Source organism: Aeromonas sp. 6P (assembly GCF_051919525.1).
In the GTDB taxonomy this organism is placed as follows: Bacteria; Pseudomonadota; Gammaproteobacteria; order Enterobacterales; family Aeromonadaceae; genus Aeromonas; species Aeromonas veronii.
Window position 1 is genome coordinate 3,833,526 of the sequence record NZ_JBQBEO010000002.1, and the last position, 19,154, is coordinate 3,852,679.

Annotated in this window: 15 protein-coding genes, 12 tRNA genes and 2 pseudogenes; 3 read left to right on the forward strand and 26 right to left on the reverse strand. The window is 56.2% G+C overall.

All coding sequences use genetic code 11. The annotated features are described in order from the left end of the window. Nucleotides 1-7 precede the first annotated feature (7 nt). Complete coding sequence (locus ACTG2J_RS17655; RefSeq protein ID WP_439997733.1) at nt 8-1,321, forward strand: sodium-dependent transporter; 1,314 nt, start codon at nt 8-10, stop codon at nt 1,319-1,321. 21 nt (nt 1,322-1,342) lie between these two features. Here ACTG2J_RS17655 and ACTG2J_RS17660 read toward each other — a convergent pair whose 3' ends face one another. Then, nucleotides 1,343-2,044, reverse strand: coding sequence for a substrate-binding periplasmic protein (locus ACTG2J_RS17660; RefSeq protein WP_439997734.1), 702 nt, complete (start codon nt 2,042-2,044; stop codon nt 1,343-1,345). Nucleotides 2,045-2,476: 432 nt separating this feature from the next. Here ACTG2J_RS17660 and ACTG2J_RS17665 point away from each other — a divergent pair, with 432 nt between their 5' ends. Beyond that, nucleotides 2,477-3,790, forward strand: coding sequence for a sodium-dependent transporter (locus tag ACTG2J_RS17665; RefSeq protein ID WP_421206853.1), 1,314 nt, complete (start codon nt 2,477-2,479; stop codon nt 3,788-3,790). 307 nt (nt 3,791-4,097) lie between these two features. Here the strand turns inward: ACTG2J_RS17665 and ACTG2J_RS17670 are convergent. The 25 genes and pseudogenes from ACTG2J_RS17670 to ruvA form a co-directional block, all read right to left on the reverse strand. After that, nucleotides 4,098-4,173, reverse strand: a tRNA-Val gene (locus ACTG2J_RS17670). Nucleotides 4,174-4,189: 16 nt separating this feature from the next. Continuing rightward, nucleotides 4,190-4,265, reverse strand: a tRNA-Lys gene (locus tag ACTG2J_RS17675). A 36-nt stretch (nt 4,266-4,301) separates the two neighbouring features. After that, nucleotides 4,302-4,377: transfer RNA gene (locus ACTG2J_RS17680), tRNA-Val, on the reverse strand. Nucleotides 4,378-4,393: 16 nt separating this feature from the next. Beyond that, nucleotides 4,394-4,469 (reverse strand) — tRNA-Lys (locus ACTG2J_RS17685). 24 nt (nt 4,470-4,493) lie between these two features. After that, nucleotides 4,494-4,569: transfer RNA gene (locus ACTG2J_RS17690), tRNA-Val, on the reverse strand. Nucleotides 4,570-4,585: 16 nt separating this feature from the next. Beyond that, nucleotides 4,586-4,661: transfer RNA gene (locus tag ACTG2J_RS17695), tRNA-Lys, on the reverse strand. A 24-nt stretch (nt 4,662-4,685) separates the two neighbouring features. Continuing rightward, a tRNA-Val gene (locus ACTG2J_RS17700) sits at nt 4,686-4,761 on the reverse strand. Between the two features lie 17 nt (nt 4,762-4,778). After that, a tRNA-Lys gene (locus ACTG2J_RS17705) sits at nt 4,779-4,854 on the reverse strand. A gap of 24 nt (nt 4,855-4,878) precedes the next feature. Next, nucleotides 4,879-4,954 (reverse strand) — tRNA-Val (locus ACTG2J_RS17710). 16 nt (nt 4,955-4,970) lie between these two features. After that, nucleotides 4,971-5,046, reverse strand: a tRNA-Lys gene (locus ACTG2J_RS17715). Between the two features lie 24 nt (nt 5,047-5,070). Next, a tRNA-Val gene (locus ACTG2J_RS17720) sits at nt 5,071-5,146 on the reverse strand. 31 nt (nt 5,147-5,177) lie between these two features. Then, nucleotides 5,178-5,253, reverse strand: a tRNA-Lys gene (locus tag ACTG2J_RS17725). A 174-nt stretch (nt 5,254-5,427) separates the two neighbouring features. Next, nucleotides 5,428-6,228: a tol-pal system protein YbgF gene (ybgF, locus tag ACTG2J_RS17730; protein ID WP_252412457.1), complete on the reverse strand. Its 801-nt coding sequence runs from the start codon at nt 6,226-6,228 to the stop codon at nt 5,428-5,430. Between the two features lie 158 nt (nt 6,229-6,386). Continuing rightward, complete coding sequence (gene pal, locus ACTG2J_RS17735) at nt 6,387-6,911, reverse strand: peptidoglycan-associated lipoprotein Pal (RefSeq protein WP_005304908.1); 525 nt, start codon at nt 6,909-6,911, stop codon at nt 6,387-6,389. Between the two features lie 49 nt (nt 6,912-6,960). Next, entirely contained in the window at nt 6,961-8,286 is a 1,326-nt protein-coding gene (tolB, locus tag ACTG2J_RS17740; RefSeq protein WP_005335728.1) for a Tol-Pal system beta propeller repeat protein TolB, read from the reverse strand. Nucleotides 8,287-8,381: 95 nt separating this feature from the next. Further along, nucleotides 8,382-9,514, reverse strand: a pseudogene (gene tolA, locus ACTG2J_RS17745) (cell envelope integrity protein TolA). Between the two features lie 5 nt (nt 9,515-9,519). Then, the gene (gene tolR / locus ACTG2J_RS17750; RefSeq protein WP_005335733.1) at nt 9,520-9,966 is read right to left on the reverse strand and encodes a protein TolR; all 447 of its coding nucleotides are present in this window, start codon (nt 9,964-9,966) and stop codon (nt 9,520-9,522) included. Then, complete coding sequence (tolQ, locus tag ACTG2J_RS17755; protein ID WP_005335735.1) at nt 9,966-10,655, reverse strand: protein TolQ; 690 nt, start codon at nt 10,653-10,655, stop codon at nt 9,966-9,968. Before tolQ ends, tolR begins: the two co-directional genes overlap by 1 nt. After that, entirely contained in the window at nt 10,645-11,052 is a 408-nt protein-coding gene (gene ybgC / locus ACTG2J_RS17760; RefSeq protein WP_005335737.1) for a tol-pal system-associated acyl-CoA thioesterase, read from the reverse strand. The genes tolQ and ybgC overlap by 11 nt, the downstream gene beginning before the upstream one ends. A 105-nt stretch (nt 11,053-11,157) precedes the next feature. After that, the gene (locus tag ACTG2J_RS17765; protein WP_041202810.1) at nt 11,158-11,469 is read right to left on the reverse strand and encodes a cyd operon YbgE family protein; all 312 of its coding nucleotides are present in this window, start codon (nt 11,467-11,469) and stop codon (nt 11,158-11,160) included. Continuing rightward, nucleotides 11,456-11,572, reverse strand: a complete 117-nt coding sequence (cydX, locus tag ACTG2J_RS17770) for a cytochrome bd-I oxidase subunit CydX (RefSeq protein WP_005304933.1) — start codon at nt 11,570-11,572, stop codon at nt 11,456-11,458. The genes ACTG2J_RS17765 and cydX overlap by 14 nt, the downstream gene beginning before the upstream one ends. A 14-nt stretch (nt 11,573-11,586) precedes the next feature. After that, nucleotides 11,587-12,723, reverse strand: coding sequence for a cytochrome d ubiquinol oxidase subunit II (gene cydB / locus ACTG2J_RS17775; RefSeq protein ID WP_005335741.1), 1,137 nt, complete (start codon nt 12,721-12,723; stop codon nt 11,587-11,589). A gap of 11 nt (nt 12,724-12,734) precedes the next feature. After that, nucleotides 12,735-14,290, reverse strand: a pseudogene (locus ACTG2J_RS17780) (cytochrome ubiquinol oxidase subunit I). 934 nt (nt 14,291-15,224) lie between these two features. After that, nucleotides 15,225-16,235 (reverse strand): Holliday junction branch migration DNA helicase RuvB, encoded by a 1,011-nt coding sequence (ruvB, locus tag ACTG2J_RS17785; protein ID WP_201990063.1) that lies wholly within the window; start codon nt 16,233-16,235, stop codon nt 15,225-15,227. 8 nt (nt 16,236-16,243) lie between these two features. After that, nucleotides 16,244-16,858, reverse strand: coding sequence for a Holliday junction branch migration protein RuvA (gene ruvA, locus ACTG2J_RS17790; protein ID WP_005335746.1), 615 nt, complete (start codon nt 16,856-16,858; stop codon nt 16,244-16,246). Nucleotides 16,859-17,118: 260 nt separating this feature from the next. Between ruvA and ACTG2J_RS17795 the strand changes: the two genes are divergently transcribed. After that, a complete protein-coding gene (locus tag ACTG2J_RS17795) occupies nt 17,119-19,128 on the forward strand; it encodes a methyl-accepting chemotaxis protein (protein WP_201990062.1) in 2,010 nt (669 codons plus the stop codon). The last annotated feature ends 26 nt before the right edge of the window (nt 19,129-19,154 follow it).

Sequence of the window (19,154 nt, forward strand, 5' to 3'; positions counted from 1 at the left end):
AGTTCTTATGAAGCAGTCCCAATGGTCATCCCGACTCGGCTACATCCTCGCCGCAGCGGGTTCCGCGGTCGGTATCGGCGCAATCTGGAAATTCCCCTATGTCACCGCCGTCAACGGCGGCGGCGCCTTCCTGCTGGTCTTTCTGCTGTTCAGCTTCACCCTGGGGGTTGCGGTACTGATGGGGGAGACCCTGCTCGGCAGCATGAGTCGCCGCGGGGTAGTCGGTGCCTTCTCCGATCTGCTCGGCAAACAGTGGCGCTGGGTTGGGGTAATGGGGGTGCTCTCTACCCTGCTCATCTACTGCTTCTACAGCGTGGTGGGCGGCTGGACCCTGGGTTATACCGGCATGGCTATCTCCGGCGATCTCAACCATGGTGATGCAGCAGCCCTCACCGCCCGCTTCAATGACTATGTCAGCGGCGACCTCTGGCCCATTCTCACCCATCTGCTGTTTGCCGCCCTCACCTGGATGGTGGTGCAAGGAGGCATTCAGAAAGGGGTGGAGCGCACCCTGCGCTGGATGATGCCGGCCCTGTTCCTGATGATCCTGATGCTGGTCGCCTTTGGCCTCACCCTGCCCAATGCGATGGCGGGAGTACGTCACTTCCTGATGCCCGACTTCAGCAAGCTGGGGATGTCCGGCGTGCTCGATGCCATGGGGCTGGCCTTCTTCTCCCTCTCCATCGGTCTGGGCATTCACACCACCTACGGCGCCTATCTGCCGACCAGCGAAGGGGTTGGTCGCTCCAGCCTCTGGGTGGTGCTGCTGGCCAGCATGGTGGCGGTACTGGCGGGGCTGATGATTTTCCCGGTACTGGCCTCGACCGGTATCGACCCGGCCTCCGGCCCCGGTCTCACCTTTATGACCATGCCGGCGGTGTTTCAGCTGCTGCCATTCGGTCAGGTGCTTGAGGTGATCTTCTTCGCCCTGCTGGTCTTTGCGGCGCTCTCCTCGGCTATCTCCCTGCTGGAGCATTTGCAGTGCTTCCTGTGCGAGACCTGGGGTTGGTCACGCCGCACGGCCTGCAGCGCCATCACTGGATTCGTCATGGTTAGCGGTGTTCCGGTCAGCCTGTCGTTTGGCCCGCTGCAACACGCAACCCTGTTTGGCAAAACCATTTTCGAGTTGCTGGACTTTGTCACCTCCAACCTGATGATGCCGCTGTTCGGCCTGATGCTGACGCTGCTGCTGGGTTGGAAGCTGGGACGCAAGGCGCTGCCGCAGGGGATTGCCAGCCACTGGCATCACCTGCTGATGAACTGCTGGCGCTGGATTGCCCCCTTGCTGATCGGCGGGATCTTGATTCGCGGTCTGGTGTGACGGTTACTCTTCGCGGGTGGGCTAATCGGCCCGCCCCTGGGCGGCTCTGACGGCCTCCAGGGCATGCTGCCAGCGGGTGATCTCGGCATCATCCGTTCCCTTGGAGAAGACGATATAAAGACCGGCCTGATGGAGCAGTACACCACTGCTGACGATGCTGCGCCGGGATAACCCCATCTTGTCGAGGGTGGCCTCCATCACCAGCTCCGCCATCGGCAAGGCATCGATCTTGCCCAGCATCAGCCGCTCTATCGCCTCCCCGACCGTCTTGTAGCGCACCAGATTGGTGTAGCCCTCATGGGTCAGCCGCACATCATCGGCATTGCCCAGCACTACGCCCACTCTGGGCAGATCCCGCAGTTGCGCCAGCGAGGTCAGCGGGTGGCGACTATCCGGCGCCTGATAGATAAAGACCCGATTGATAAAGAGCGGGCCAACCCATTTGAAATGGGACTCCCGTTCCGGGAGCCGCTGTACCACGAACAGTCCATAGCCGGGCTCGACCCGTGCCAGGGCCAGCGCCCGCTTGAGCGGGTAAATCCGCACCGGATAACGGGTGCCAAGCTCCTCCTGCACCTCATCAATCAAACGAATGGCGAAGCCATCGAGCTTGCCGTCGCGGTATTCGGTAAAGGGGGGTAAGTCGTGACTCAGCAGGGTTAATCCGGGCTGCGCCGACACACTCAGGCTGATCAGTAACCAGGGCAGCACCATCCATCTCATACGATATCCTGTCTCATCGTTGTTCCCGTCAGTGCCATGTAGCGGTCACTAGTTCCAGAAGAAGCTACGTCGATTATCGCCCAGTAAATAGCCACAAGGTAGAAAAGATACGGCCCGGCGAGGTTTTCCCCCACTGAGTTGTACGTATAGCCAGAGTGGTGACAGCGGCACACATAAAAAATTTTTGATTTTATGTGTCAATTATTCTTTCCATGGTTTAGGCTGTTTCCTCATTCATTAGTCAGGTTGTCACCTCATGTCTGCCATCCTCGTGCTGTTTGGTCGATTTTTTAGCTCGCAAGAGAGGTGACCTTGCACGCACAGTTTTTCTGAATGTTCATTGCAAAGGTCGCCTCAGGCGGCCTTTTTTATGGTCTGTCGTTTATTGCTACTCAGGAGTATTGCTTCGATGTCGTGTTACCCGGAGGTTGTATGAGCCAGGTTCAGTGGTCTTCCCGTCTCGGTCATGTGCTGGCCGCAGCAGGCACAGCGATTGGCCTTGGTGCCATCTGGAAGTTTCCCTATGTGACCGCCACCAATGGCGGTGGCGCCTTCCTGCTGGTGTTTCTGCTGTTTAGCTTCACCCTGGGGGTAGCGGTACAGGTCGGCGAAACCCTGCTCGGCAGCCATAGCCAGCGCGGGGTGCTCGGCGCCTTTCGCAAACTGGTGGGGCCGAACTGGCGCTGGATGGGGTATATGGGGATCGCCTGCGGCTTCTTTATCTACAGCTTCTACAGCGTGGTGGGCGGCTGGACCGTGGGTTACGCCGCGCTGGCGATGGCTGGCAAGCTCAACCTGAGCGAGGGGAGTGCCCTCACCGCCCTGTTCAACGGCTATGTCAGCAACCCCTGGTGGCCGGTGCTGACCCATCTGATTTTCGCAGGCCTGACCTGGTGGTTCGTGCAGGGGGGTATTCAGAAAGGGGTTGAGCGGGCACTGCGCTGGATGATGCCCGCGCTCTTCATCATGATGTTGCTGCTGGTTGGGGTCGGTCTCTCCATGCCGGGCTCCATGGCGGGTGTACGCCAGCTGCTGCTGCCGGACTTCTCCATGCTGACCGGCCAGAGCGTGCTGGACGCGCTGGGACTGGCCTTCTTCTCCCTCTCCATCGGGCTAGGGGTACACACGACCTATGGCGCCTACCTGCCCAATAGCGAAGGGGTACTGCGCTCTGGGGTCTGGGTCGTCACCCTGGCAAGCCTGATCTCGGTGCTGGCGGGCTTGATGATCTTCCCGGCGCTGGCCTCCACCGGTATCGACCCTACCGCAGGGCCCGGGCTCACCTTTATGACCATGCCTGCCGTGTTCAGTCATCTGCCGTTCGGTCAGGGGCTGGGGGTGGTCTTCTTCCTATTGCTGCTGGTCGCTGCCCTCTCCTCCTCTATCTCCATGCTTGAGCATCTGGTGCGCTTTACCACCGAGGAGTGGGGCTGGTCGCGTCGTGGCGCCTGCCGGGTGTTGACCCTGCTCATCATGGCCTCCGGCATTCCGGTGAGTCTGTCGTTCGGCCCCTGGAGTGATCTGACCCTGTTTGGCAAGACCATCTTCGAGCTGCTCGACTATCTCACCTCCAACCTGATGATGCCGCTGTTTGGTCTGGTGCTGACCCTGCTGCTGGGCTGGCGACTGGGTCATGCCATATTGCCTGCGGGCCTGTCACCCGCCCTGCGTCTGGCGCTGCTCTGGTGCTGGCGCGTGGTGGCGCCGCTGCTGATCAGCGGTATCCTGATCCGCGGGATCATGTAGCACCTTGCGCATCTTTGTGGGCAGGCCTTGGCCTGCCCTTTTTATTGCAGGCGTTTACTTTATTACAGGCGTTCATATAAGCAGCATCACGATGGACAGGAGTGAAGTCAGTGGCCGTCGAACAATCTAGGAAGAGCAGGATGAAGAAGGATCGGTGTGGCAGAGTGGCACAATAAGAGGTGGCGTTCGGCTCGCCACACCGGCAACAGAAGAAGTTGAAGTACTGAATTGCGGGCAAAAAAAATCCCCATCTGAGTGGGGACTTTCTCTGCAACTGAAGCTGATATCTCAGCCTCGCTTGCGAATATGGTGGTCGTTACTGGGATCGAACCAGTGACCCCCTCCTTGTAAGGGAGGTGCTCTCCCAGCTGAGCTAAACGACCTGGGATTCTGAAATGATGGTGGGTCGTGCTGGATTCGAACCAGCGACCAATTGATTAAAAGTCAACTGCTCTACCGACTGAGCTAACGACCCATCTAAATCATTTTTTTAAACTTTTTACTGCAAATATGGTGGTCGTTACTGGGATCGAACCAGTGACCCCCTCCTTGTAAGGGAGGTGCTCTCCCAGCTGAGCTAAACGACCTGGGATTCTGAAATGATGGTGGGTCGTGCTGGATTCGAACCAGCGACCAATTGATTAAAAGTCAACTGCTCTACCGACTGAGCTAACGACCCATCTAAATCATTTTTTCTACAAACTGGTGGTCGTTACTGGGATCGAACCAGTGACCCCCTCCTTGTAAGGGAGGTGCTCTCCCAGCTGAGCTAAACGACCTGGGATTCTGAAATGATGGTGGGTCGTGCTGGATTCGAACCAGCGACCAATTGATTAAAAGTCAACTGCTCTACCGACTGAGCTAACGACCCATCTAAATCATTTTTTCTACAAACTGGTGGTCGTTACTGGGATCGAACCAGTGACCCCCTCCTTGTAAGGGAGGTGCTCTCCCAGCTGAGCTAAACGACCTGGGATTCTTGAAATGATGGTGGGTCGTGCTGGATTCGAACCAGCGACCAATTGATTAAAAGTCAACTGCTCTACCGACTGAGCTAACGACCCATCTAAATCATTTTTTCTACAAACTGGTGGTCGTTACTGGGATCGAACCAGTGACCCCCTCCTTGTAAGGGAGGTGCTCTCCCAGCTGAGCTAAACGACCTGGGATTCTGAAATGATGGTGGGTCGTGCTGGATTCGAACCAGCGACCAATTGATTAAAAGTCAACTGCTCTACCGACTGAGCTAACGACCCATCTAAATCATTTTTTCTACAAACTGGTGGTCGTTACTGGGATCGAACCAGTGACCCCCTCCTTGTAAGGGAGGTGCTCTCCCAGCTGAGCTAAACGACCTGGGAATTCTGTCTCCACCGAGTGGAGAAAATGGTGGGTCGTGCTGGATTCGAACCAGCGACCAATTGATTAAAAGTCAACTGCTCTACCGACTGAGCTAACGACCCTCACCACGACCAGTTCCGACTGCATTACTGCTTCGGCTCTGACGGCGGCCTATATTACGGATTTAAATTTCCGGTGCAACAGAAAATTCGTAATTTAAATCCGTTTGCTCACTGTGCGTACAAATGCAGGCTGTTTTTACAGTAGCGTTACGAAAACAGTGACATACAGCAATGTTACAGCTTGGCCAGACTCTGTTTGGCCAACTGGGCCGGCGAGGTGTTGGGATAACCCTTGATCACCTGCTCATAGAAGGATTTGGCTTCCGCCTTCTTGCCATCCAGCTGCGCCAGCATACCCAGCTTCAGCAGCGCATCGGCTCGCTTGGGGGATTTGCTGTATTTGTTGGCCACGGTCGAAAACTGGGCCGAGGCTCCGGCTCTGTCACCCTTGTTGAACAGCAACTGGCCGAGCCAGTAGTGTGCATTGGGAACATAGCCCGAATTGGGGTACTGCTTAATGAAGCCCTGGAAAGCCGGAATGGCTTTGTCGTAGTTCTTCTCTTTGAGCACCATGTTGACCGCTGCGTCGTAGGCCTGGTTCTCATCCTGATTGGTTGAGTAATTGGCGGCAGCAACCGGTGTGGCAGCAGCAGGGGCCGGGGCGGCTGGAGCAGCCTGCTGGCTGCTGGCAACCTTGTCGAGCTCTTGGTAGAGCTGACGCTGGCGCTCTTGCGACTGTTCCATCTGGTAGGTCTGCTGCTCCAGCTGACCACGCAGCTCGGAGACCTCCCCTTGCAGGGAGTCGACCTGTTGCTGCAATTCAGCTTGCAGTCGCAGACGGGCATTGAGGGTGCGCTCCAGCAGGGCAACCCGATCTTCCAGGCTACCGGTGGGCACGATGGCGCCGTTGTTGCCGCTAAGGACAACCCCACCACTTGAGTCACCGCCCAGATCGCTGACCGGTGCCGCAGCTTGCGCATTCAGAGCAACCATTACGGCCAGCGCAACGACAGCTTGCTTGTACACAGATTTCATTCGGATCAAACCTTAGCGTTTAGTACAGATAAAACGGCCAGCGCCATCGTCGCTCGCATATGCAGATTTCATTCGGATCAAACCTTGGCGTTTAGTGCAAATAAAACGGCCATCGAAATGGCCGCTTGCATATAAACGAACTTCGTTCGGTTTAAACCTTAGTAAACCAGAACCGCGCGGCGGTTTTTGGCAAAGGCATCCTCGGTGTGGGACATGTCCAGCGGCTTCTCTTCGCCATAGCTGACGATAGAGAGCTGCTCGGCCTGCACACCCAGGGTTTGCAGATACTTGGCAACAGCCTTGGCACGACGCTCGCCCAGGGCGATGTTGTACTCCGGAGTACCGCGCTCATCGGCGTGACCTTCGATCAGGACTTTAACGCTCGGGCGCTCGCGCAGGTAGCTGGCGTGGGCATCCAGCAGATCAGCGTACTGACCCTGGATATCGTAACCGTCGAACGGGAAGTAGATCACGTTGTCACGCTGCAGTGCTTCGAACTTCTGACGCATCTGCTCTTCCGGGGACAACATGCCGTTGGCGCCGCCGGTTTGTACACCGCCCATGCCGTCGGTCATACCTGATTCAGCGCCAGCGGCGTCGGAATCAGAAGAAGAACTACAAGCGGCCAGGGTGAACAGTGGCAGTGCGATGGCCAAACCCTTGAGCAGTTTATTGAGTTGCATGCTATTTCCTTAAACCTTTATAACAAAACAAAAAACAATTGGATTTTTATCAATTCAAGAAGGGCGACCAAGCTGGTGCACGAATTTCACCGCTACTGGTCGGAAGCACAGCCTTGAAGCGACCATCAGTCGACACCAACGCGAGACTCTTACGACCCTGATAGATGGTGGCATAAATGATCATGCTGCCATTGGGAGCCACACTTGGCGACTCATCCAGAGCACTCTGGGTAAGGACCAACAGGGCATTGTTTTCCATGTCCTGACGGGCAATACGATACTGTCCCTGAACACGGGTCACCATCACCATGATTTTGCCATCAGGAGTGATGGATGCACCCTGGTTGGATTCACCTTCCCAAGTCATCCGGCGAGTCATACCAGTCGCCAAATTTACGCTATAAATCTGGGGTTTGCCACCACGTTCAGAGGTGAACAACAAATTTTGCCCATCCGGCATCCAGGAGGGTTCAGTGTCGATCACACGGCTGGTTGTGACGCGGGTCAGCTGCTTGCTAGCGACATCAACCACATAGAGGTTCGGTGAACCATCTTTGGAGAGAACGATAGCCAGACGACGACCATCCGGAGACCACTCCGGCGCCCCGTTGATACCGCGGAAACTGGTGATCAGGCTGCGCTGCTGGGTGTAGATATCCTGCACGTAGATTTCGGACTTCTGGTTCTCGAAGCTCACGTAAGCCAGCTTGCTGCCATCCGGCGACCAGGCCGGAGACATCAAGGGTTCGCGGGAGCGCAGCAGGGTCTTCTCGTTGTAACCGTCGTAGTCAGAAATACGCAGCTGGTACGGGAACTGGGTACCCTGCTGGACGGAGACGTAAGCCAGACGGGTCAGGAAGGCACCGCGCTCGCCAGTCAGACGCTCATAGACGATGTCGGAGATACGGTGGGCAAACTGGCGCATCTGGGCACCCGGGATGGTCGCCATGCGGCTATCCAGGATGTAACCGTTGCTCTCGCCACCTTGTGCCTTGGCCAGCTGGCCTTTCAGCACATCGACCAGCTCGAAGTTGACCTTGTAGGTGCCGTCACCGACTGCCGAAATGGAACCCACCACCACGGCTTCAACCCCTTGGGAGGCCCAGGGAGCGAAGTTGATCTCGCTGCTGCTGCTCGGGGTTTGCGGCATCTGGCCACGGGCCAGCGGCTTGAACTTGCCGCTGCGCATCAGGTCGTTGGAGACCACTTCCGCGATGTCCTGCGGCAACTGCCCGTTACCTTCCCACTTGAAGGGGGCGACAGCGATGGGGCGTGCGCTATCAATACCGCCGGTGATGACGATGTCCAGGGCCGCCTGGGCACTCTGGCCCAGCAACAAACAGCCAACCAAAGCAAAAAATACTTTTCTGATCATGGCTTAAATACTCGGTTCCAATATAGATGAGAGGTTAAATTCCTTTCTCGGCGAGAGGTTGCCAACCGGAGGCAAGCAACCTCGTTTTATCACGCTTAGATACTAGGTTCTAACTTCAGGTTAAATTCCTTCAACATCTCGAATGCCGCAGGATCCTTGGGCACAGGCAGTTGATTGGCTTTCAGAACAGCCGCCTTACCGGAACGACAGACCGCGGGTCACCCTGGCCGTTATCTACCGATATGACAAAGCCACTGCTCGCAAGACGTACGCCGATAGTACATGTTTTGCCCCGCATGGTGGGATCCAAAATCATATACCGCTCAACAGTGGCCTTGATGAGCGCCGCATATTTGTCGACTTCGCCCTGGGCTGCTGCCGATGCAGCCTGACTGCGGGCATTGGCCTCAGCCGACAGCTGCTGCTGCATCATCTCTTCCATCTCTTTTTGCAGCTTGGCCTGCTCGGCTGCTTTACGCTTGCGCTCAGCCGCGATCTTGGCCTGCTTTTCGGCCTCTGCCTTGGCTTTCTTCTCTGCGTCAGCTTTTGCCTTTTTCTCAGCCTCTTCCTTGGCCTTCTTCTCGGCCTCGGCTTTGGCTTTTTTCTCTGCTTCTGCCTTGGCTTTCTTCTCGGCTTCGGCTTTGGCCTTCTTGTCAGCTTCCGCTTTCTTGGCCTTGGCTTCTGCCGCCTTGGCTTTCTCTTCGGCCTCTTTCTTCTCTTGTTCCTTTTTCTTCTTCAACGCCAACGCCTTGCTCTCGGCTTCCGCCGCTTTACGCTCGGCTTCAGCCTTCTTGGCCTTCTGTTCTTCCAGCTTGCGGGCTTCCTCGGCTTTTTGGGCCTTCTCTTCCGCCTGCTTCTGCTCGGCAACCTTCTTCTGCTTCTCGGCCTCGGCCTTGCGAGTCGCCTCTTCGGCCTGCTTGCGCTTGGTCTCGGCGATGCGAAGCTGCTCCTGTTTCTGAGCCAGCTCGCGCTTGGCGAGATCCGTGTCTTCCTTATCCTTCTCTTTCTCTACCTTTTGAGGCTTGGGCTGAGATTTCTGCTGCTGGATCTGCTTGGCCTGTTCGTTGAGGAAGTTCTCATCGAGCATGACGGCATTGACGATCTGCCCCTTCGATTCGGGTCGTTTCGGTTTGCTGAAATCGAGCCCGACAAACAGGATGATGCCGATGATCAGGTGCAGCAGAAACGACGCGATGAGATAACCGGAAATACCACGCTTCACATCCATCTCCGTTAGTTCACCGGATCTGTCATCAGGCCAACCTGAGGCACACCCGCATTCTTGAGGGCCACCATCAACAGGATCACCTCTTCGTAGCGCACGGCCTTGTCACCCGCGACCACCACGGGGGCATTCTGGTTGATCGCCAGATAGCCCATGGCTTTTTCGGTGATGTATTGCTGCATCGCCTCTGGCGTGCCGCTTGGCACCGGCTCGTCATCGGCTTCGCCAGCCTTGATGACATACTCGCCTTCGGTATTGACGCTGACGATGAAGGGCGGCTTGGCATCTTCCGGCAACTGCTCGGACTCAGCCTGTGGCAGATCCACCTTGACCCCTTGCGTGATCACCGGCGTGACCGCCATAAAGATGATAAGCAGCACCAGCATGACGTCGATATAGGGAACCACGTTGATCTCGGCCACCTTCTTGCGCCGGATCCGCTGATAGGTTTGCATTACTGATCACCCTGCTGCTGTGCAATTTGACGGTTCAGAATGGTGGTGAACTCGTCCATGAAGTTGGCGTAGGCGTTCTCCAGCCGCTCGACCTTGTTGGAGAAGCGGTTGTAGAAGATAACCGCCGGGATAGCGGCAAACAGACCCATGGCGGTGGCGATCAGCGCTTCCGCGATACCCGGTGCCACCATTTGCAGGGTGGCCTGCTGCACCTGACCCAGGGCGATAAAGGCGTTCATGATCCCCCATACGGTACCAAACAGACCGATATAGGGGCTGATGGAGCCGATGGTCGCCAGCACCGGCAAGTTGGATTCCAGATCATCCACCGCGCGGGAGAGGGAGACACGCATGGCGCGGTAGGTACCATCCATCACCGCATCCTGACCACGGGCACCGGCCTTGAGCAAGCGGGCATACTCCTTGAAGCCGGAGTAGAAGATATCTTCCATGCCTTCGATATCATCGCGGCGGGAAGAGGACTCCTGATAGAGCCGATTGAGATCGACCCCTGACCAGAAGCGATCTTCAAACTGTTCCGATGCGAGATTGGCCGCCTTGATCGCCTTTGAACGCTGGATAATCAGCGCCCACGAGACAATAGACATGCTCATCAGGGTCATCATGACCAGTTTTACCAACAGGCTGGCTTGCCAAAACAGGCCAATAAACGAAATTTCAGCGTGCACTTAACAGCACTCCCTTGATTTTTTCAGGTATAGCTACAGGTTTCATTTGCGGATGACTGACACAGGCTATCTGTACCATGGCCTGGGTGATCAGTCGTCCATCAGCCGCCAGGATCTGCTGCGAAAAGCGCAGGGATGCGCGTTTCACTTCAATCACTTGCGTTAATACATTCAATAGTTCATTAAAACGGGCCGCCGAGCGGAAATCGATCTCAGTTCGGCTCACCACGAAGGCATATCCCTCCTGCAGCCAGACGTCCTGTTCGACCCCTTTGGCACGAAGAAACTCGGTGCGAGCACGTTCCATAAACTTGAGATAATTGGCGTTGTAGACGATGCCCCCGGCGTCGGTGTCTTCGTAGTAGACACGCACCGGAAACTCAAAGACTTCCCCCATAACAATCTGTGATCCATTCGACAGTCAGATGGGGGGCTATCATAGCGCAGGGCTGAATAGGAAAGAAGCAGGGGGAGACAGGGAAATCCTGCCTCCCCCAGTTTTTTATGAAAGGAAATATGAATGTGTCAGCCAGAGGCCATACAACAAACTGGGCCAGGCGAGCCAGGGGTTGAACAGCACACGTCCGGGCAGACTTTTCAGATGAAAGCCAAGCCCGTTAAGTACGCCACAACAGACGGCCCACATTAGCCAGGGAGCAAGCCAGAGACCATGCTCGCTGGTATTGGCCGCGATCAGATTGGGGGCCTGTAAAATAGCGACGGCCAACAAGGCCGCCGCGAGTAACATCAACCCCTGCCACGGCTGCCGCTCCAGTGGAGCGGCCAGCCTGGCGAGTCGATCACTTGTTTTCATCGATCTGACGATCCATGTTCTCGGTGTGTTCCAGCCACAGCGCATTGATGATGCCAAATGCACAGGCCAGCAACAGCCCCAGGATCCAGGTGAAATACCACATTGTCAGCGCACCTCTTAATAGAGAGATTGTTGGTTATCTTCGATGTGCTTGTTGGTTACCCGGCCAAACATCTTGATGTAAGTCCAGATGGTGTAACCCAGCACAATCGGTACGAAGATCGCTGCGGCCACAGTCATCACCTGCAAGGTGTTGAAAGAGGCGGTAGCATCCCACATGGTCAGGCTCAGTGACGGCTCAAGGCTTGAGGGCATCACGAACGGGAACATGGAGAAACCGGCAGTGAGGATGACCCCGGCAATCGCCAGCGAGGAGCTGGTAAACGCCAGCCAGCCGATGTTCATGCGGGCAAACAGCGCAGTCAGCAGGCTCATGGCCAGACCCAGTACAGGGGCAGCCACCATCCACGGATAGAGGGTGTAGTTGTTCATCCAGGCACCAGCCTGCAGGACAACTTCCTTGTTCATCGGGTTGGATACTGCGTCAGTCGCGGCAGCCTTGACGATGACATACCCTTCCATACCGCTTACCCACCAACCCGCGGCAGCAAACAGCACCAGAGTCAGCAGTGAGCAGATCATGGCAGCCGTGCGGGAACGCGCCAGCACTTCACCGTCGGTCTTCATCATCAACCAGGTTGCGCCCTGGGTGAGCAGCATGAACAGGCTCACCAGACCAGCAAGAATGCCGAACGGGTTAAGCAGGCCGAAGAAGTTGCCGTGATAGGTCAACATCATGAACTGGTTAAACTCGAACGGAACGCCTTGCAGCAGGTTGCCAAAGGCCACACCAAAGACGATGGGCGGTACGGCGCTACCGGCGAACAAGGCCCAGTCCCAGTTGCTGCGCCATTTGGCATCAGCACGCAGGGAGCGGTACTTGAAACCGACCGGACGCAGGAACAGCGCCATCAGCGTCAGGATCATTGCGATGTAGAAGCCGGAGAAGGTCGCGGCATACACCATCGGCCAGGCGGCGAACAAGGCACCACCGGCAGTGACCAGCCAAACCTGGTTACCTTCCCAGTGCGGTCCCATGGTGTTGAGCATCACGCGGCGCTCGACATCTTTCTTGCCGACGAACGGGAGCAGTGCGCCTACCCCCATGTCGAAGCCGTCAGTGATGGCAAAACCGATCAGCAGTACGCCGACCAGAGCCCACCAGATGACACGCAGAGTTTCGTAATCAAACATGGTCGCTCTCCTTATGCCTTGATCTGTTCAAAGTGATACTTGCCAGTCTTCAGGCTGCTGGGGCCAAGACGGGCATACTTGAACATCAGGTACATCTCGATAACCAGAAGTACGGTATAGAACAGGCAGATACCGATCAGAGAGAACCAGATCTCGGCTGCAGGCAAGTTGGATGCAGAGAGGGAAGTCGGCAACACCTCTGCAATGGTCCACGGTTGGCGACCATATTCAGCAACAAACCAGCCAGCTTCGATAGCGATCCACGGCAGCGGGATACCCCACAGCAGACCCTTGAGCAGCCACTTGCGCTTGCCGATCTGGTGACGGGCACTGTCATAGAAGGCCATACCAATCAGCACCAGCATCAGCATGCCGACGGCAACCATGATGCGGAAGGCGAAGAACAGCGGCAGTACCTGCGGGATGGAGTCATCCACGGCGGCCTTGATCTGCTCGTCGGTAGCATCGGTCACGTTGCTGGTGTAGCGCTTGAGCAGCAGACCGTAGCCCAGATCCTGTTTCACTTCGTCGAAGCGAGCGCGGGTCTCGTCAGACTTGTCACCGGATTGCAGCTTGGTCAGCAGGTCGTAAGCGGTCATACCGTTACGAACGCGCAGTTCGTGCTCGCTTTTCAGATCCTTCAGACCGGTTACCTGACCATCCAGAGAACGGGTCGCGATAATGCCCAGCGCATAGGGGATCTTGATGGCGTAGTCGGTGCGCATCTCTTCCTGATTCGGAATACCGAACAGGGTAAAGGCAGCCGGAGCAGGTTCATCTCCCACTCAGCTTCGATAGCGGCCAGTTTCACCTTCTGCACTTCACCTGTCTCGTAACCGGATTCATCACCGAGGATCAGAACGGACACGATGGAAGCCATACCGAACGCAGCGGCAATGGCGAAGGAGCGACGGGCAAACGCCACATCACGATTCTTCAGCAGGTAGTAGGAGGAGATACCCAGCACAAACATGGCGCCACAGGTATAGCCAGCCGCCACAGTGTGGACGAACTTGACCTGAGCAACCGGGTTGAGCACCACGTCAGCGAAGCTCATCATCTCCATTCGCATGGATTCGAAGTTGAACTCGGCACCGACCGGGTTCTGCATCCAGCCGTTGGCGACCAGGATCCAGAGGGCGGAGAGGTTGGTACCCAGCGCCATCAACCAGGTGGCAGCCAGATGCTGATGCTTGCTCAGACGATCCCAACCAAAGAAGAACATACCGACGAAGGTGGACTCCAGGAAGAAGGCCATCAGCCCTTCGATAGCCAGCGGGGCCCCGAAGATATCGCCGACATAATGGGAGTAGTAAGCCCAGTTAGTCCCGAACTGGAACTCCATGGCCAGACCTGTGGTGACCCCCAAGGCAAAGTTGATACCAAACAACTTACCCCAGAATTTGGTCATGTCCCGGTAGATGGTGTTGTTGGTCATCACATAGACGGATTCCATGATCGCCAGGAGAAAGGCCATTCCCAGCGTCAGGGGTACAAACAAAAAGTGATAAAGGGCCGTCGCAGCGAACTGGAACCGCGATAGGTCTACCACATGCTCAGCAATCATGATGTTTCCTCACCGATTATTGGCACGGCTATTTTAAGTTTTAAGCACAAAGCTTCCGTTGGAGGTTATCGAATGAGCCTTATTGGGACGTGTCACAACAAAACGCGTTCAGTAACCACTGGCATTAACAACAAGGCAATACGAGAACACAAATAAAGCTAATGTTTAACAATTCCAAAACAATCAGCCTAAATTTATTCTCGCCCATGATGACCGGGTTTTTATATCACCTTTATTTGATTGAAATCAATGTAAAAGGACCCGCCATACATGGCTTTGAAAGGCATTTTTAATCTATTTCACGATTATTGACGCGAGCCAGATCACAAAACACGACAAAGCGTAAAACATTGATTTAAATCAATTTAAGAATTTAACATCCCGCCGCTCGGTTTAATTTGAAAAGCGTGAATGACGCGCCTTTTTCCATGTTATCCGAGTCAGGCAATCTGATTCGAAAACTCAATTTAAAATTGCAAAGAATGCATACTCATGCGAACCAATTTCATCAATAAATACATTAGATAAACTAATTTGAAGAGTGCAATTTTTCTTGTTTGCCGGGGTCGATTCGAACTCCTACAATGCGCCTCGCAGTGAGGGCATACCCTTGGATACAGGCCGGTTAATCCGGGTTCACGGTACGTATTCGACGATCAATTTGAACCTGTCTATTGGAATCGAAGATGAAAAAGTTTGTTGCTAAAACCATCCGTTACTACAAGCTTTCCTTTGTTCAGCTCTATCAACTGAACCGACTCTGAGAGCTCGCGACGGCTCACCTGTTTATTTTCCGGTCTGTGTCCAGACGCACTCACTGTCTGTGAACATCCATCCTGAATTGTCTTTGCCCACCGCATCCGCCGTGGGCTTTTTTTTGCCCGGATAATAAAAAACCGCCTTTGACGGCGGTTTCATGTTCAAACGACTGTTTTTACTTCTCATCTGGTCGCTGAAGACCGAAATGAGCGTAGGCTCGTGTGGTCGCAATCCGTCCTCTGGGTGTACGTTGCAGATACCCTTGCTGGATCAGATAAGGCTCCAGCACATCTTCGATAGTATCTTTCTCTTCCCCGATCGCGGCGGCCAGATTATCGAGACCCACCGGGCCCCCCATAAACTTGTCTATCACAGCCAACAATAACTTGCGGTCCATGAAGTCGAAGCCTTCATTATCGACATCCAGCATGTCCATGGCGCGGGCAGCAATGGGGCCGTCGATCCGGCCATCGGATTTCACCTGGGCAAAGTCGCGCACCCGCCTTAACAAACGGTTAGCAATCCGCGGCGTGCCGCGAGAGCGACGGGCGACCTCAATGGCACCATCTTCCGTCATGTCTAGCCCCAGACAACGGGCACTGCGGGAGACGATATCGGTCAGGTCCTTGACGTTGTAGAACTCCAGCCGCTGGACGATACCGAAGCGATCCCGCAGCGGGCTGGTGAGTGAACCAGCCCGGGTGGTGGCGCCAATCAGGGTGAAGGGAGGCAGATCCAGCTTGATGGAACGAGCCGCTGGCCCCTCCCCGATCATAATGTCGAGCTGGTAATCCTCCATCGCCGGATAGAGCACCTCCTCCACCACCGGGCTGAGGCGATGGATCTCGTCGATGAACAGCACATCGTTCGGTTCGAGGTTGGTGAGCAGCGCCGCCAGATCCCCCGCTTTCTCCAGCACCGGGCCGGAGGTGGTCTTGATATTGACCTCCATCTCGTTGGCGACGATGTTGGCGAGGGTAGTCTTGCCCAGACCCGGCGGGCCGAAGATCAACAGGTGATCGAGCGCTTCACCCCGCTGGCGGGCCGCTTCGATAAAGATCTCCATCTGTTCGCAGACGGTATCCTGACCGGTGTAGTCAGCCAGCTTCTTGGGGCGGATAGCCCGGTCAATAATGTCATCCTCACGGGCGGCACTGGCCGAGATGAGGCGGTCTGCTTCAATCATCAACTACCTCATACCAGGCTACGCAGGGATTCACGGATGATATCTTCCACCGACATCCCCTCTTTGGCGATCTTGCTGACAATCTGACTCGCCTGCTGCGGCTTGTAACCGAGGGCCACCAGCGCACTGGCCGCCTCTTCGGTCACATCAGGGGCCCGCAATTCGGGCTCACTGGCTGGCAAGGTGACCATGGCCGGGGAGAAGAGGTCGTGACTGACCCAGCCCTTGAGGCGATCCTTCATCTCCACCACCAGCCGCTCGGCGGTCTTCTTGCCGACTCCCGGCAGTTTGACCAAAGAGCTTATCTCTTCACGTTCGACACTCAGCACGAATTGGGTAGCTGTCATGCCGGAAAGAATAGCCAGCGCCAGCTTGGGGCCGACTCCGTTGGTTTTGATCAGCTCGCGGAACAGTGCCCGCTCCTGTTTGTGGTTGAAACCATAGAGCAACTGGGCATCTTCCCGCACCACGAAGTGAGTATGGATGGTCGCTTCCTTGCCGATCTCCGGCAAATCATAGAAGCAGCTCATCGGCATCTGTACCTCATAGCCAACCCCGCCCACTTCCAGCAGGACCTCGGGGGGCTGCTTTTCAATGACAATGCCTCTCAAGCGACCAATCACGGCTCTCTCCTCACCAATACAACTATTCGTAAATTGGCTCATAGCATAAAGAATAACTGGATAAGTATCCAGCATAGGGCTGCAACACCCGCGTAGTCAGAGAGGCTTTTTATCCAATTTTCCACCATGCTTGATCGGGTGCAACCAGTGCACGGGATGTTTCAGCGCCGCACCGGTCCCCGAGCGGGGGATAAACCACTACACTAAACCCGTTCGGAACCGAAACTGGTGCCAATGTCGATACCAAGGAAGGCCATCACATGAAAATTGTTACCACCTCCAATCTGGGTCTTGCCATATTGCTCGGCTGTACGCTGGGCATGGGGGTCGTTGGCTGGTATGGCAGCCAGCGGCTAGCCAATCTGCTCTCCTATGTGCTGGGCGCCGCCTGGCAGACCGCCGACGGTGCCATGGAGGGCTCCATAGAGCTGGGCAACCAACAGCTACAGATTCAGAAGATGCAAAACGGAACCCCACTCAATCGCGCCGAACTCGATGCTGCCAAGGCGGCGACCGATGATGCGCTGGCCCGGGTCAGCCAGGGGCAGCTCATTGATGGTGCGGCCCTTGCCACCATGGAACAGCACAAGCAGGACTATCAACAGCAACAAGAGAAGCTGCTGGCGCTCTATCACGCCTATACCGAGGTGGATCAGGCCCTGCATCACAACGCCGATCTGATGGCCCGCCTCTCGACCCAGCTGGAGGTGATCGGCGACGGCGCGGTCGAGGCGCTGACCCAATCCCCCGACCAGACCATCAGCTGGAACAGCGGCCTCTCCACTCGCTGGGAAGCGGCCGACGGGGGGATGGAATCCAACATAGGCTTTTTGCGCCAGCTCTATGCGCTGGAAAAGATGCGCAGACAAGGAGTCACAGAGGCGATCAAGGCCGAGCTGAAAGAGGCGACCGATTTCTACCACGAAGCGATCGACAGCATGCTCGGCACCGGGCTGTTCGATATCGAGGGAACCGGCGAATTTGCCGGCAAGACACTGTCGGCAGAGTATCGCGCCCTGTTGGCCCGGCATCAGCAACTGATGGGACAGTGGGTCGATGCGCTCGGCAGCTATCAGGCCCAGCAGTCCGCCTATGAGGTCAGTGCCGATGAGCTGCGACAACAGCTGGTTGCCATCGAGGAGAGCGGCGATGCCACCGTCGAGGATCAGGTGGCCCAGCTCAACGGCATCATCAGCCAGATCCGAACCCTGCTGCTGGGTGGCCTGTTGCTGAGCCTGATCATGGTCACCCTCTGCGGCTTCTGGCTGACCCGCAAGCTGGTGACCCCGCTGCTGCAAGTGGACAAACGAATGCAGGATATCGCCGCCGGCGAGGGAGACCTCAACGCCCGCATCAACCTGCAACGTGATGACGAGATAGGCTCGCTGGCAAACAGCGTGGATCGTTTCATCGAGAAACTGCAGAAGATGATCAGCTCCACCATGGACAACAACCAACACATCAGCGAGCACGTTCACACCTCGGTCAACCGGGTGGAGGCAATCAGCCAGAGCAGCCGCCAGACCGCCGAACATGCGCTGGCCCTGCACCACGACAGTGAACAGATGGTGCAAGTCGCCACCGGTATCTCGGACAACTGCAGCATGGCGGCCCACAATGCCAACGAGGTGCGCCAGCTGACCACCGAGAGCAGCCAGTATGTCGCCTCCGCCAGCGCGGGCATGCAACGGGTGGTACAAGAGGTGAGCGAGTGTGCCATCGCCATCAACTCCCTCAAGGAGCAGGCAGGTCAGATTGGCCAGATTATTTCCACCATCAGCGGTATCTCGGAACAGACCAACCTGCTGGCCCTCAATGCGGCCATCGAAGCGGCTCGCGCGGGGGAGATGGGGCGTGGCTTTGCGGTGGTTGCGGACGAGGTGCGCACCCTGGCCAATCGCACCGCAACATCGAGCGCCGAAATTAGCCAGGTGATCAGCAGCATCCAGCAGCAGACCGAGACCGCCTACCTGATGATGCAGCGCAACCTCAAGACGGTGGAGTCCGGCATGCAGGACTCCGAGAACACCAAGCAGATCCTGTTCAAGGTGGAAGGCGCCATCGACCAGCTGGCCGACATGGTGCAGCAGGTGGCCGTGGCTACCGGGCAACTGTCACACACCCTGAGCCACTCCTCTGACAAGGTCTCCGGCATCAGTCTGCAAGCCAGAACCGGCGAACAGGAGGCGCAGGAGTGTCTGCAACTCGCCTCCTCGCTCCATCAGGCCAGCCTGCTGCAGCAGCGCCTGCTCTCCCAGTTCAGGGTCTGAACCCTTTCAATAGCAAAGATGCCACT